The 12,864-nt window shown below is 70.2% G+C and carries 13 protein-coding genes, 1 tRNA gene and 1 pseudogene; 5 read left to right on the plus strand and 10 right to left on the minus strand.

The window, feature by feature from the left end; all coding sequences use genetic code 11:
• Positions 1–3: 3 nt before the first annotated feature.
• Entirely contained in the window at positions 4–1,035 is a 1,032-nt protein-coding gene (locus AB0I38_RS28160; protein ID WP_358480136.1) for a M48 family metallopeptidase, read from the minus strand.
• An 87-nt stretch (positions 1,036–1,122) separates the two neighbouring features.
• On the opposite strand from AB0I38_RS28160, the gene nadD reads away from it, so the two are divergent.
• The 5 genes and pseudogenes from nadD to AB0I38_RS28185 all read left to right on the plus strand — a co-directional run bounded on the left by nadD (position 1,123) and on the right by AB0I38_RS28185 (position 3,529).
• On the plus strand, positions 1,123–1,743 hold the full coding sequence (gene nadD / locus AB0I38_RS28165; RefSeq protein WP_358480145.1) for a nicotinate-nucleotide adenylyltransferase: 621 nt from the start codon (positions 1,123–1,125) through the stop codon (positions 1,741–1,743).
• Positions 1,744–1,833: 90 nt separating this feature from the next.
• Positions 1,834–2,229 carry a ribosome silencing factor gene (rsfS, locus tag AB0I38_RS28170; RefSeq protein WP_189128907.1) on the plus strand — a complete coding sequence of 132 codons (396 nt, stop codon included), beginning with the start codon at positions 1,834–1,836 and terminating at the stop codon, positions 2,227–2,229.
• The gene (locus tag AB0I38_RS28175; protein WP_358480179.1) at positions 2,226–2,855 is read left to right on the plus strand and encodes a histidine phosphatase family protein; all 630 of its coding nucleotides are present in this window, start codon (positions 2,226–2,228) and stop codon (positions 2,853–2,855) included. Before rsfS ends, AB0I38_RS28175 begins: the two co-directional genes overlap by 4 nt.
• Before the next feature lie 112 nt (positions 2,856–2,967).
• A tRNA-Ala gene (locus AB0I38_RS28180) sits at positions 2,968–3,040 on the plus strand.
• Between the two features lie 4 nt (positions 3,041–3,044).
• Positions 3,045–3,529 (plus strand): annotated as a pseudogene (locus tag AB0I38_RS28185) (ATP-binding cassette domain-containing protein).
• A 15-nt stretch (positions 3,530–3,544) separates the two neighbouring features.
• On the opposite strand, the gene AB0I38_RS28190 reads toward AB0I38_RS28185, so the two are convergent.
• The 9 genes from AB0I38_RS28190 to AB0I38_RS28230 all read right to left on the minus strand — a co-directional run bounded on the left by AB0I38_RS28190 (position 3,545) and on the right by AB0I38_RS28230 (position 12,861).
• Positions 3,545–4,591, minus strand: a complete 1,047-nt coding sequence (locus AB0I38_RS28190; RefSeq protein ID WP_358480186.1) for an agmatinase family protein — start codon at positions 4,589–4,591, stop codon at positions 3,545–3,547.
• A gap of 23 nt (positions 4,592–4,614) precedes the next feature.
• Complete coding sequence (locus AB0I38_RS28195; protein WP_358480197.1) at positions 4,615–5,400, minus strand: amino acid ABC transporter ATP-binding protein; 786 nt, start codon at positions 5,398–5,400, stop codon at positions 4,615–4,617.
• A complete protein-coding gene (locus AB0I38_RS28200) occupies positions 5,397–6,368 on the minus strand; it encodes an amino acid ABC transporter permease (RefSeq protein WP_358480210.1) in 972 nt (323 codons plus the stop codon). The genes AB0I38_RS28195 and AB0I38_RS28200 overlap by 4 nt, the downstream gene beginning before the upstream one ends.
• The gene (locus tag AB0I38_RS28205; protein WP_358480216.1) at positions 6,355–7,260 is read right to left on the minus strand and encodes an ABC transporter substrate-binding protein; all 906 of its coding nucleotides are present in this window, start codon (positions 7,258–7,260) and stop codon (positions 6,355–6,357) included. The genes AB0I38_RS28200 and AB0I38_RS28205 overlap by 14 nt, the downstream gene beginning before the upstream one ends.
• 258 nt (positions 7,261–7,518) lie before the next feature.
• Complete coding sequence (locus tag AB0I38_RS28210; RefSeq protein ID WP_358480220.1) at positions 7,519–8,814, minus strand: PucR family transcriptional regulator; 1,296 nt, start codon at positions 8,812–8,814, stop codon at positions 7,519–7,521.
• Between the two features lie 57 nt (positions 8,815–8,871).
• Entirely contained in the window at positions 8,872–9,981 is a 1,110-nt protein-coding gene (locus AB0I38_RS28215; protein WP_358480230.1) for an L-2-amino-thiazoline-4-carboxylic acid hydrolase, read from the minus strand.
• Complete coding sequence (locus AB0I38_RS28220; protein WP_358480234.1) at positions 9,981–11,216, minus strand: metal-dependent hydrolase family protein; 1,236 nt, start codon at positions 11,214–11,216, stop codon at positions 9,981–9,983. The genes AB0I38_RS28215 and AB0I38_RS28220 overlap by 1 nt, the downstream gene beginning before the upstream one ends.
• A complete protein-coding gene (locus AB0I38_RS28225) occupies positions 11,216–12,103 on the minus strand; it encodes a dimethylsulfonioproprionate lyase family protein (protein WP_358480240.1) in 888 nt (295 codons plus the stop codon). Before AB0I38_RS28225 ends, AB0I38_RS28220 begins: the two co-directional genes overlap by 1 nt.
• A 167-nt stretch (positions 12,104–12,270) precedes the next feature.
• The gene (locus AB0I38_RS28230) at positions 12,271–12,861 is read right to left on the minus strand and encodes a TetR/AcrR family transcriptional regulator (protein ID WP_358480257.1); all 591 of its coding nucleotides are present in this window, start codon (positions 12,859–12,861) and stop codon (positions 12,271–12,273) included.
• Between the last annotated feature and the right edge of the window lie 3 nt (positions 12,862–12,864).

A 12,864-nucleotide genomic window follows, 5' to 3' on the forward strand; every position in this document is an offset into this window, starting at 1 on the left:
GGATCAGCCCTGGCCGCCGTCGCGGCGGGAGAAGCGGTTGAAGATGCGCTCGCCCGCGTTGACCGCGCCCTCGGCCACGTCGCGCAGCACCCCGATGAACGGGTCCTGCGACTGTGACCACGACTCGCGGTAGGACTCGGCCGCCGCCTTGACCTCGTCGGTGACCCTGGCGTTGGAGTCGTCCTCCCGGCGGGGGTAGTCGCCGCCCAGGATGCGGTCGTACTCGCCGCTGCGGTGCCACTTGTCGAGCTCGGCCACGCGCACCACGGCGAACGGGTGGGTGGTGCCGAGCAGGTTGAGGACCTTGAGGAAGCCGTCGCGCAGGTCGCCCGCGGTGTCGTACTCGTGGTACTGCTCCAGGAACGCCTCGATGTTCATCTCGTGCATGTAGGCGCCGCCGGCGAGCTTCATCAGCGCGCGCTTGGCCGCCTCGGGGTCCTGGCCGGTGAGCAGGCCGCCGCGGTCGGAGGACAGCTCGGACTTGCGATACCACTCCTCGAGCCCGGCGACGATCGCGCGCAGGCCGATGTAACCGAGCGGGATCCAGGCGACGCGGGTGGCGAGGCGGGTGAGGATGTCGAGCATCGTCCGGTAGACCGCGTGACCCGACAGGATGTGGGAGGTCTCGTGGCCGATGACGAAGCGCTGCTCCTCTTCGTTCATGAGGTTGAGCAGGCCGGTGGTCACGACGATGAACGGGTCGTCGAAGCCGATGGCCTTGGCCTGCACCTGGGGGTCCTGCTGAACGTAGATCTCGGGGATCCGGTGCAGGTCGAGGGTGTAGGCGGCGTCGCGGCCCATGTCGTAGAGGGAGCGGAACTGGGTCTCGCTCACGCGCACGGCCGACGCGAGGTACATCAGGCGTAGCCGCCGCTCGCTGATCAAGCCGGACATCTGCTTGAGGACCGTGTCGAACCCGCTCAACTTGCGCAGAGCGACCAGAGCCGACCGGTCTGCGGGGTGTTCGTAGGCACGGGACGAGATGCCGGGCAGTTGGACGCGGTTGCGGTCCGGGGTGGTCGTCATGCCCGGCATGCTACGTCCGCAGGGGAAGGGATGCGCGTTCATCACGAAGGGGGGTGCCATCATGTTGTGGTACGGCTTCCGCGTAAGGTCCGTTTCATGATGAACGCTCCTGATGCTCAGGGGAAGCGACGCGTTGGTGTCATGGGCGGGACGTTCGATCCCATCCACCACGGTCACCTGGTCGCCGCCAGTGAAGTGGCCCATCACTTCGACCTCGACGAGGTCGTCTTCGTGCCCACGGGCCGGCCGTACCAGAAGGCGGAGCGCGAGGTGTCGGCGCCCGAGGACCGCTATCTGATGACGGTCATCGCGACCGCGTCGAACCCGCGCTTCTCGGTCAGCCGGGTCGACGTCGACCGTCCCGGGCCGACCTTCACCATCGACACCCTGCGTGACATCTCGGACATCTACCGGCACGACTCCGAGCTCTACTTCATCACCGGCGCCGACGCGCTCGGCGCCATCCTCACCTGGCAGGACGCGGACGAGCTGTTCGAACTCGCCCACTTCGTCGGCTGCACCAGACCTGGGCACACCCTGCACGATCCCGGGCTGCCCGAGGGCAAGGTCACGTTGCTGGAGATCCCGGCGCTGGCCATCTCGTCGTCGGAGTGCAGGCAGCGTGTGGGCAAGGGGGAGCCGATCTGGTATCTGGTGCCCGACGGCATCGTCCAGTACATCAACAAGCGCGGGCTCTACCGGGCTGCGGGCGCCTAGGGTCTTCGAGCCGTACGTGAGGTGTCTGGGCCAGGAAGGGTAGGCTCAAGGCAAGGGCATGCTGCCGACACAGGAGGACAGACCCGCATCGTGACCGCATCTGAGAGAGCCGTCCAGCTGGTGCAGATCGCCGCCGAAGCCGCGGCCGACAAGCTGGCCGATGACATCCTCGCCTACGACGTGAGCGAGCAGCTCGTCATCACCGACGCGTTCCTGCTCTGCTCCGCCACGAACGACCGCCAGGTACGCGCCATCGTCGACGAGATCGAGGACAAGCTGCGCACCGAGGCCGACGCCAAGCCGGTGCGCCGCGAGGGCGAGCGCGAAGGCCGCTGGGTGCTCCTCGACTACATCGACATCGTCGTGCACGTCCAGCACGAGGAGGACCGCACCTTCTACGCGCTCGAGCGCCTGTGGAAGGACTGCCCGGCCATCGCGCTGCCGGAGAGCGTGATGCAGGCCAACATTCAGCGGGCCCGCACTTGAGCAGGCGTATCGTCTGCCTGCGGCACGGCCAGACACTGTGGAACGTCGAACAGCGCTTCCAAGGCCACTCCGACATCCCGCTCGACGAGACCGGCCAGGCCCAGGCGGCCAGGGCGGCCTCACTGCTGGCGTCGCTGCGTCCCACCCTGATCGTCTCCTCCGACCTGCAACGGGCCAACGACACCGCGCTCGCGCTCGGCCGGATCGCCAGCCTGGACGTGCTGGTCGACAAGGACTTCCGGGAGCGGGGCGGCGGCCAGTGGGAGGGGCTCACCCGTGAGGAGATCGCCGCCCGCTGGCCGGAGGAGTACGTGGCCTGGGAGGCGCCCGACGGTGAGGCGGTCGGTGATGTCGCCCTGAGGGTCGCCGCGGCCATGCGCCGCTGGGCCTCCCGGCTCGAGGACGACGGCCTGCTGGTCATCGCCTCGCACGGCGCCGCGCTGCGGCTCGGCATCTGCGAGCTGCTCGGCCTGCCCGAGCAGCTCTGGCCGGCCCTCGGCGGGCTGGGCAACTGCTCGTGGTCGGTGTTGCAGGAGGGGCGCAAGGGGTGGCGCCTGCTGGAGCACAACGCGGGCACGCTGCCGGAGCCCGTCAACAGTGACGACCGTCCCGACGCCGTGGCCTGACGACACCATGCGCACGAGCCGCGTGGTGCGCGGCTCGTGCGATTAGGCGAATCCTGGGGTTGGATATATGCTGCCGGAGCGCCGCCCGCGAGCACACTCGTGGCGGTGACCAGGGGCTATGGCGCAGTTGGTAGCGCGCCTCCATGGCATGGAGGAGGTCTGGGGTTCGAATCCCCATAGCTCCACGTTCTGGTTGAGGGCTGGTGGCGAGTTTCTTGCTCGCTACCGGCCCTCTTCTGTTCGGCCGGAGGCCTCCTCGACCTGCTCGTGCCGCCCGGCGAGATCGCGGTCATCGTCGGCGCGAACGCCTGCGGGAAATCGACGCTCCTGCGCTCCCTGGCCCGGCTCGACCTCGTCGGCCGTGGGCCGCCACCCCCACCAGGGGATCTTCTCCCGGTGGAACGACAAGGACGACGCCGTGGTGGCGGCCGCCCTGGAGGCCGCCCAGACGCACCACCATCGTGATCGCCGCCCGCTACGCCGACCGCCTCGTCGCCCTGGCCGACGGTGGTCTCCCCGCCTCCGGCACGCCGGCCGAGGTTCTCACCGAGGACAGCGTCCGCACCGTCTTCGGCCTCGACAGCCGCGTCATCGAAGACCCCGTCTCCGGCCGCCCGCTGATGCTCCCCATCGGCCGTCACCACGTCCGGCCACAGCACACCGGGTGGCGGTGACCGTGCGGTGGATGGTCAGTCGCCGTCGGTGATGGGGGTCGGGTCGTAGCCGCGCCAGCCGTCGTTGCGGCGCAGGAAGAGGCCGGCGAGGAAGCTGAGCAGGCCGCCGGTCATGGTGCGGCCCGTCATGGCGGAGACGTCCCGCGACGGGTCGTGCTCCACGAAGTCGATCGCCGCCACCTTCGGATGCTGACCCAGCGCGTACAGCGCCTCGTACAGGTCGACCGGGTGCAGGCCCTCGGGGGTGGCCGCTCCGGTGCCGGGCGCGTAGCCGAGCTCCAGCACGTCGACGTCCACGGTGACGTAGATCGCGTCGGTGCCGTCGCCGGCGATCTGCACCATCTGCTCGATCACGGCGTCGATGCCCGCGCGGCGCACCTGGCGGCCGGTGATGATGGTGCCGCCCTGGCCCTCCACCCACCGCTTGTAGTAGCTGGCGTTCATGAAGCCGTGGATGCCGACCTGCACCAGGTTCTTGCCCGAGAAGGGGAGGCCGGATTCGAGGAGTTGGCGGATCGGCGTGCCGTTGGTCGGGCCGTGGTCCATGACCCGTACGTCGTTGTGCGCGTCGAAGTGGATGAGGCCGAGCTTCTGCCCGGGATGCGTGCGGGCGAAGGCGCGGGCGGCCGGCGCCGTGATGGCGTGGTCTCCGCCGATCAGCACCAGGAACGAGTCACCGGAGGCCTGCCACAGCGCGGACATGGTGTCCTCGATCCGGCGCAGGCCCTCGTACTGGTCCAGCACCGGCACGGCGATGTCGCCGAGGTCCCGGGCCGTCATGCTGGTCAGGTCCACGTCGAAGTCGGGGCTGTAGGTGGTGAAGGACGGCGTGGACAGCCGCAGCGCGTCCGGCGCCGCGAAACAGCTCGTCGGCAGGATCGACGTCGTCGACAGGCCCACGCCCACCAGGCCGACGTCGAAGGACGAGTCGAAGTCCCAGGGACGCAGCCAGTTCCACACCCGGGGCTCGAAACGGTCCTCGAACTTGCCGTTGAGCACGATGCCGGGCTCCTTGAGGTGTGCCACGTCATGTGCGCGCAGCCATTCCTCGCGTGCGGTCATCCTTGTCTCCTTCCTGTCCCGAGCTAGAGGACCCGGCGCAGGAAGGCCTGGGTCCGTTCGTGGCTCGGGCGTTCCAAAATCTCGGATGGGTGGCCCTGTTCGACGAGCCGCCCCTGGTCCATGAACACCACCCGGTCGGCGACCTCGCGGGCGAATCCCATCTCGTGGGTGACTACGATCATGGTCATGCCGTCACGGGCCAGGTCGCCCATCACCGACAGGACGTCGCCCACCAGCTCCGGGTCCAGCGCCGACGTCGGCTCGTCGAAGAGCATCAGGCGCGGGCGCATGGCCAGCGCGCGGGCGATCGCCACCCGCTGCTGCTGGCCCCCGGAGAGCTGCCTCGGGTACGCCGCCTCCTTCTCCGCGAGGCCGACCCTGGCCAGCAGTGCGCGGCCGGCGGCCTCGGCCTCGCGTTGCCGCATCTTGCCGAGCCGTACCGGCGCCTCGACGACGTTGCCGAGGACGGTCATGTGGGGGAAGAGGTTGAACTGCTGGAAGACCATGCCGATCTGTTCACGCTTGCGGCAGATCTCGCGGTCCTTCAGCTCGTAGACCTTGTCGCCCTTGCGGCGGTAGCCGACGAGCTCGCCGTCCACCTCGATCCGGCCGCCGTCGACCTTCTCCAGGTGGTTGACGCAGCGCAGCAGCGTGGACTTGCCCGAGCCGGACGGCCCGATCAGGCAGACGACCTCGCCGGGCCAGACCTCCAGGTCGATGCCGCGCAGCACTTCCAGCCGGCCGAAGGACTTGCGGACGCCGCGGATGCGGACCGCGGGCGGGGTCGCGGACGCTTGGGAAGTCGTCATGGGCGTTCCCTCCCCGCGGCTACCCGCGTGTCGTGTGGCCGGAGGCGGCGCAGCAGGCCGCCGAGGAAGGTCTCGGTCGTCCGCCGGTGGCGTGACGTCCTGCGTTCCAGGTAGGCCTGGCCGAGGGTGAGCACGCTGGTCACGATGAGGTACCAGAGGCTGGCCACCATCAGCAGCGGGATCGTCTCGTACGTCCGCGAGTAGATGACCTGCGCCGAGTAGAGCAACTCGGGCATCGCGATCACGCTGATCAGCGAGGTGTACTTCAGCATCGAGATCGTCTCGTTGCCGGTGGGCGGCAGGATGACCCGGATGGCCTGTGGCAGCACGATGCGCCGCATGATGACCGAGCGGCGCAGGCCGAGCGCCTGGGCGGCCTCGGTCTGGCCGTGTTCGACGGAGTTGATGCCGCCCCGCACGATCTCGGCCATGTAGGCGGCCTCGTTGAGCGACAGTCCGATGATGGCGACCAGCGCCGGAGTGAGGATGTCGTTGGCCGGGATGTCGAAGAACTCGGGGCCGAACGGCACGCCGACGGTCAGCACGGGATACAGCGCGGAGATGTTGAACAGGAAGATCAACTGGACCAGCAGCGGAGTGCCGCGGAAGAACCACGTGTAGAAGTTGGCGCCGCCCTTCAGCACCGGATTGGGCGACAGCCGCATCAGCGCGATGACGATGCCGAGGACCACCGCGATGGTCATGGACACCGCGGTCAGCCAGAGCGTGGTCCACAGGCCGGACAGGATCGCCGAGGAGAAGAAGTACTCTCCGACGACGTCCCACTGGAACCGTTCGTTGGTGACGAGGGAGGAGGCGACCGCCACCGCGACGACGAGCACGAGTGCCGAGGCGACCCAGCGGCCGGGGTGCCGCAGCGGCACGGCGCGCACATCGTCGCCGTGCCCCTGCGGGTCCCCCGCCGCGTTGCCGTCGTCCAGGGTGGTCGTACGGTCAGCTGCGGGCATCGTTCACGGTGATCTTGGTCAGCGCGCCGTCCGCGACGCCGTACTTCTCCAGGATCTTGAGGTAGGCGCCGTCGTCGACGAGCTTCTGCAGGGCCTTCTGCAGGACCGGCACGAGCTTGCTGCCCTTGGGCAGGGCCATGCCCACCGGCGCCTCGTTGATCGCCCCGCCGACCTGCTTGATCTTGGAGTCGGGCTTGGCCTCCAGGTAGGCGTTCTGCAGGCTGTCGCCGCACAGCGCCTCGATGCGGCCGCTGGTGACGGCCAGCATGCCCTGCTGGAGCTGCTGGAACACCTGCAGCTTGACGGCGGGCTTGCCGTCCTGCTCGCACTTGGTGCTCTGCTCGGACAGGTACATCTCCTCGGCGCTGCCCCGCACCACGCCGATGGTCCGGCCGCAGCTGGTCTCCAGCGTCAGGTCGGTGATGTCGCTGTCGGCGGGGACGACGAAGCCGGAGGAGTCGATGATGAAGTCGACGAAGTCCACCTGCTCCTGGCGCTTCTTGTTGTCGAGCATCGCGGAGATCGTCACGTCGTAGCGGCCCGCCGCCAGCCCGGGGATCAGGCTGTCGAAACTGGTGTTCTGCAGGTCGAGCTTGGTGCCCAGCACGTCGCCCAGGGCCTCGGCCAGGTCGATGTCGAGTCCGGCGGGCTTGCCGCCCTCGTCCACCGCCCACGGCATGCCGATCGTGAGGTCGGTCGCGCCCTTGAGGGCGCCGGTGAACCCGGCCGCCTTGAGCTCCTCGGCCAGCGCCGGATCGGCGCTGGCCCAGGTCCCGGCGGGCTTGGCGGTGGTCTCGCCCGAGCCTGCGCCGGCGTCGCCGGAGCCGCCGCACGCGGTCAGTGCGAGCGTGGCGGTCAGCGCGAGGCCGAGCAGCTTCGTCGTACGGTTCATCGTCCGCCCCTTACCTGGAACACGACAGTGGAGCGCGCAGTGCCCGCCGGGGCGGGATCCGGTGGAGAGCAGTCATCGAACCTCCAGGGAAGGGGTGGGATTGCCGGAATCTTCGCAGAGTGACATTCCGCTGACTGCCGACAGATGTTGCACGTCGCGACGGGTGGAGCGACATTTGTCAACGCGACGCGAACCGGCAGGCGCGCCGAGGGCAGGGATCAGGACCGGCGGGCGTTCCGGCCGCCGGCGTACGCTCGACTACGAGTCGCCTAACGTGGGCGCGCCGGTGCTCGCGGCGCCGGTCGCGTCCATGCCGGACGGCTGCCGCAACCGCAGGAGCCGCGCCAGTTTCAGCTCCAGATGGGCGACCAGGCGATCGTGGCCGTTGCCCAGGTCCAGGCCGGTGAGCTCCTCGATGCGGCGCAGCCGCCCGTAGAGCGAGGCGCGGTGCAGGTGCAGCCGCTGGGCGGAGCGCGCCACGTCTCCCGCGTTGTCGAGGAAGATCTCCAGCGTCTCGGCCAGCGGGGCGCCCACGCTCTCGCGGTCGATCAGCAGGCGGATCCCGGGGTGGAGGACGACCTCCTCCGGCTGGTCGTTCACGAGTTGCGCGATGCGGGAGTACACCCCGAGGCCGGTGTGGTGCACGGTCCGGGCCATACTGCCGAGGGAGGCGGCCACCTGGGCGCCGCGCAGCGCCTCCCGGTAGGAGGCGACCAGCTCCGTGAGCCGCGGGCACGCGTTGCCCACGCCGGCCCAGACGGTGAACGGACCGGTCGCCGACAGGGCCAGTTCGATCTTCTCCCGGGCCGTCTCGGCGAGTCTCTGGTCCAGCGTGTGCCTCGGCGTCGCCCCGTCGTCCGGTCTGGCCATCACCAGGAGGCCGTGGTTCTGGCGTACCAGGCTCAGGGTCTGCCTCGCGGGAAGCGTCATCCGCACTGATTCGAGGGCCGCCGACAGGCTCGCCCGCTCCGCCTCGCCCAGCCCCGCGCCGGTGCCGGAGACGGGCAGGAACACCGCCACGGCCGCCGGCCACTCGTGCCGGAAGAGGTCCGCGTCGGCGATGCGCTCGACCGCGCGGACCCGGGCCTCGGTGTCGTCGGACAGCAACCGGATCAGGCTCTCCCGCTCGCTGAGGCTGCGCAGCTCGTCGATGTGCCGCTGGCGCTGGAAAACCTCGGCGACGCTCGCGGCGGCGGCCTCGATCCGCCGTCGCCGCGACTCGGCCAGCTCGGGATCGTCGACCTGCACCCAGATGTAGGCCACGGCCTTGCCGCCGACGCGCGCGACCGCGGCCCAGCGCGGGCAGGTCATCCCGATGGTGGGGTTGGCGGGGAGCAGGAAGGCGCCCTTGCGTTCCGGGGCCCGGTGGACGGTGATCCAGCGCAGGATGTCGGGCCCGGCGTGACGGCGCAGGATGGCCTGTTCACGGGCCGGGTCGTTGCCGCTGGGATGGTAGGTGTAGACGTACTGCCGGAGCTGCGTGTCGTCGATCGCCACCGGCCGGTCAAGGGCCGCCCCCAGCCGGTCGGCGATGCGTTGCAGCTCGGCAATCATGCCGCCATCGTAGGGGCAAAACCCTCTTACCTGGGCAAATAGCAATTAAAGCGATATTTAGCCCAGACGGTCGAACTCCTCGGGGGTGGGATCGTCCTCGGTGAGCAGCCCGGGAACGGTGAAGCGGAACCTGCAGATCTGGTCGCCGCGGGACTTCACCGACGTCCAGCGCACCTCGGTCTCTGGGTTGTAGCCCTGGAAGAGCCCCCGGTGGTTGGAGGAGTCGAACAGGTAGCCGAGCCGCAGTCCTTCCTCGCCCTCCGACGCCCAGACCTCCGCCAGGGGGCAGTAGGTGCAGTCGAGGTAGTAGGCGCCGTCGCTGATGTGCTGGCGCTCCTTGAAGACGAAGACCGCCTCGCTCGGGTCGCGCTCCTGCAGGCCCTCGGTGCTCGCGAAGTTGGCCATGGTCAGCGGCTTGCCGAGGGCGAGCATGCGGTCCCGGATCGCACCGCCCCGGTCGGCGCCGAAACGGTAGGCCGCCTGCCGGATCGTCTCCTCGCCGGAGGCGTCGTAGGCCCGTACCAGCTCCCGCGAGATGTACATCTGCATCGCCGCGAGCAGGCCGGTGGTGCGCCGGTTCACCTCGATCAGCCGGACCGGATCCGCCGCCAGGGCGCCGAGGCGCGGCGCCCGCTGCGCCGGGTCGGCGCCCGTGACGCGCAGGCGCCAGGGACGGGCGGCGGCGTCGTCGGCCTCGATGCCCACCCCGGCGCCGTAACCCGTCGCGATGCCCGCCGACAGCTCCGGCCAGTAGAGGCGCAGGGCGGACAGCGCGGCGCTCTCGCCGATCTGCTCGGTCAGGTACGCGCGGCCGGGGGCCTCCGGCAGGGTCAGCACGACGGCCGGCCCGTCGGTGGCGACCGAGAGCTCGCCATCGGCGGCGGCCAGCTCCCATTCGCCGCTGTCCCAGTGTTCGAGCAGCGCGGCCGGGTCGCGGCCGGTGACGAACGAGGCGGCCTGATCGCGCATGGCCGTGCCGCGGAAGACGCCCTCCTGGCGGACTCCCCGGGCGATCGCCTCCAGGCCGGGAGCGCCGTGCTGGCGCTCGACCGCCTGGTAGAACACCTTCAGCTTCAGCCAGTGGTAGTCCTGGAAGGACCGCAGCGACGCGAGAGACGACGCTCCCTGCTCGTGCGCCCCGGACGTCGTGACTTGGTCGGCGGTCATCAGCGGGTGCCGTCCTCTCCTCGGTTGTACACGCGGCGGCCGGCCTGCCAGGTCTCGGTCACTCGGCCCCGCAGGTCGGACAGATCGGTCAGTTCGCCCTCAAGCAGCACCAGGTCCGCCGTCAGGCCCGGCGCGACGCGGCCGATCCGGTCCGCGAGGCCGAGCAGTTCCGCGGCCCGGGAGGTGGCCGCGGCCCACACCGCGTACGGGGGCAGCCCGCACTCCGCCAGCAGCGGTAGTTCGCGCAGGTTGTCGCCGTGTGGGCCGATTCCGGTGTCGGTGCCGAGCGCGATGTTGACGCCCGCCTCGATGGCCCTGGCGACGGCGTCCCGGTGCACGGACGCGACTTCGAGCGCCTTGTCGAGCACCGCGGGCTCGTGCAGTTCGCCGCGCTGGGCCGCCTCGATGACCGACGTCGGCGCGATCAGGGTGGGCACCAGCCAGGTGCCGTGCTCCAGCATGAGGCCGATGGCCTCGTCGTCGAGGAAGATGCCGTGTTCGATGGAGCGGACCCCCGCGCGTACGGCGTTCTTGATGCCCTCCACGCCCTGGGCGTGCGCCATCACGTGCACGTGCGCCGCGTTGGCCTCGGCGACCAGCACCGCGAGCTCATCGGGGCGGAAGTGGGCGTGGCGCGGGTCGTCCGAGGGAGACAGCACGCCGCCCGTGGTCGCGACCTTGATCACGTCAGCGCCGGCCCGCAGCATGGCGCGGACCGTCCGGCGCATCTCGTCGGGGCCGTCGGCGATTCCCGACGGCACGCCCGGATGCTGGGCGAAGAGGGCCAGGTCCACGCCGCAGCTCAGGTGCCCGTCGTTGTGCCCGCCGGTCTGGCTGATCATGTTCACCGCGATCAGGGTGCGCGGACCCTCGATCAGGCCGCGCGCCAGCGCCTGCTTCAGGCCGAGGTCGGCGCCCGCCGCGTCACGCACGGTCGTGATGCCGGTCTCCAGCGTCTTGCGGCAGTTGACCACCGCCTGGAAGAAGTGCAGCGAGAACGGGTTGGAGACGCGGTTCACCAGGTTGATGTCGGAGAGCGTGAGGTGCACGTGCGTGTCGATCAGACCGGGAAGGACGATCCTGCCGGTCGCGTCCACCACCCGGTCGCCGTCGCCGATGGCGAGGCCGGTGCCGACCGCGACGATGACGCCGTCCTCGACGAGCACGTCGGCGCGTTCGGGAGCGCTGCCGGTGCCGTCGAAGACCTGGCCGCCGGTGAAGAGGATGCGGCCCATCAGATGTGACATCCCCGGCGAGGTCCCGTCTCCAGCGGGCGGCGCGGGGGCGTGGAGTAGACCGGCTCCAGCGGCTCCCAGGCCCAGGTGCCGTCGCAGGCGTCGAGTGTGTAGAACCAGTACATGCGCAGCTCGGAGTCGCCGGTGTCGATGCCGTGCGGCGCCCAGGCCGGCACGTACACCGTGTCACCCGGTCCCACCTCGTAGGCGTCGTCATCCACGTAGATCGTCGCGGTGCCTTCGAGCACGTGGTAGATCTCCGCCGGGGCGTGGCGGTGGATGGTGTAGTGCAGGTGCGGGTCGACGCCCGCCGTGCCGATCACGAACTCCTTGGTGCCGGACGCCGGCTCCAGCAGGTAGCGGCAGCGCAGCCGCATCCCCTTCGACGGCTCGACCGGGACCCACGAGACCATGTCCTCGGCGACCGCCCACCGGTCGAACAGGGCCGTGGACGGGGCGGTGTTCGGGTTCGCGCCCGATATCAGCGCCGTGTCGGGCAGCAGTCGGGAGGTCACGGTCTTCTCGTGGCCGCCGGTGGCGTAGGCGACGAGGAACCGCGCGGGCTCGGCGCCGATGTTGGCGATGGAGTGCGCCTCGCCGGGCGGGAAGTAGGCGGCGCCCGGAGCCGACAGCTCCACCGAACCGCCCGGCCGCCACAGCCGCAGCGTGCCCTCGGCGATGAAGATCGCCTCGGCGTGCCCGTTGCTGTGGGTCGGCACGACCTGGCCGGGCGCGATCGTGACCTCGCCGAAGGTGATGTCCGCGTCAGCCCCGAGGGTGTCCGGCAGCAGGCCGAGCACCTGCGTGTCGCGGAATTCAGGCAGTTGGTGAAGGTTGTCCCCGGAACGCGAGGCGACAGATCGCGGAAAGTGCATCGAAGCGGGCAACAAAAGCTCCCAGTGCGACATAAGCCGTTATCGGGCATAGAGCCCGTTTCGCCGACGATGCTAGGTGGGGGGCGGGAGCTCACGGACCGGGTATTCGTCGCGTGCATCCGGCGGGCGGCACAACATCTGTCGAGCCGTCTCGTCCTGGTGGAGACGAGACGGCCCGCTCAGGACGTCGTCTCGCCCGCGCTGCGCACGAACGGCTCCAGCAGGGCCCGCGCGGACTCCCAGGTGGTCTGTAGCTCGGTGCCGGACTCGATCAACCGGGACCCGGCGAACACGATGGCGTTGATCATCTCCGCCGTCTCGGGCACCGCGGGGACGCCGAGGTGGCCCAGCGCCTCCACGAGCGGCTCCAGCAACTGCCGGTGCATGGCACGGCTCTGCTCGGCGACCGTGTCGCCCGGCGCGACCTCCGCGAGGACGGTGGCCAGCGCGTGCTCGCCCTCGGTGATGAGCTCGAAGTTGGTCAGCACGTAGGCGAGCACGCGGTCGGCGGGGGTCGCGGCGGCGCCCATCGCGGCGGCGACCCGGGCCGACCAGCGGGGGAAGACGTCCTCCACCACGGCGTTGAGCAGGTCTTCCGATGACCGGAAGTACTGGTAGAGGCTGGGCCGGGCCAGCCCGGCGCGCGCCGCGACCCGGCTCAGCGTCGGAGGCCGGCCGGTCTCCGCGAGGATCTCCCTTGCCGCGTCGAGCAGCGCCCGGTGCTGGGCGGCCCGATGCTCGGCGACGGTCGACGCCTGAATGCGTGGCACCTG

Source organism: Nonomuraea cavernae, from assembly GCF_040655715.1.
GTDB lineage: Bacteria > Actinomycetota > Actinomycetes > Streptosporangiales > Streptosporangiaceae > Nonomuraea > Nonomuraea cavernae_A.

Coding starts and splice junctions, on each gene's coding strand:
- AB0I38_RS28220 (WP_358480234.1), bottom strand. CDS start 11,216: ATGGGCCGCATCCTCTTCACCGGCGGCCAGGTCTTCGACGGCACCGGC.
- AB0I38_RS28190 (WP_358480186.1), bottom strand. CDS start 4,591: ATGACCGCACGCGAGGAATGGCTGCGCGCACATGACGTGGCACACCTC.
- AB0I38_RS28210 (WP_358480220.1), bottom strand. CDS start 8,814: ATGATTGCCGAGCTGCAACGCATCGCCGACCGGCTGGGGGCGGCCCTT.
- AB0I38_RS28205 (WP_358480216.1), bottom strand. CDS start 7,260: ATGAACCGTACGACGAAGCTGCTCGGCCTCGCGCTGACCGCCACGCTC.
- AB0I38_RS28160 (WP_358480136.1), bottom strand. CDS start 1,035: ATGCCGGGCATGACGACCACCCCGGACCGCAACCGCGTCCAACTGCCC.
- AB0I38_RS28195 (WP_358480197.1), bottom strand. CDS start 5,400: ATGACGACTTCCCAAGCGTCCGCGACCCCGCCCGCGGTCCGCATCCGC.
- nadD (WP_358480145.1), top strand. CDS start 1,123: ATGATGAACGCTCCTGATGCTCAGGGGAAGCGACGCGTTGGTGTCATG.
- AB0I38_RS28200 (WP_358480210.1), bottom strand. CDS start 6,368: ATGCCCGCAGCTGACCGTACGACCACCCTGGACGACGGCAACGCGGCG.
- AB0I38_RS28215 (WP_358480230.1), bottom strand. CDS start 9,981: ATGACCGCCGACCAAGTCACGACGTCCGGGGCGCACGAGCAGGGAGCG.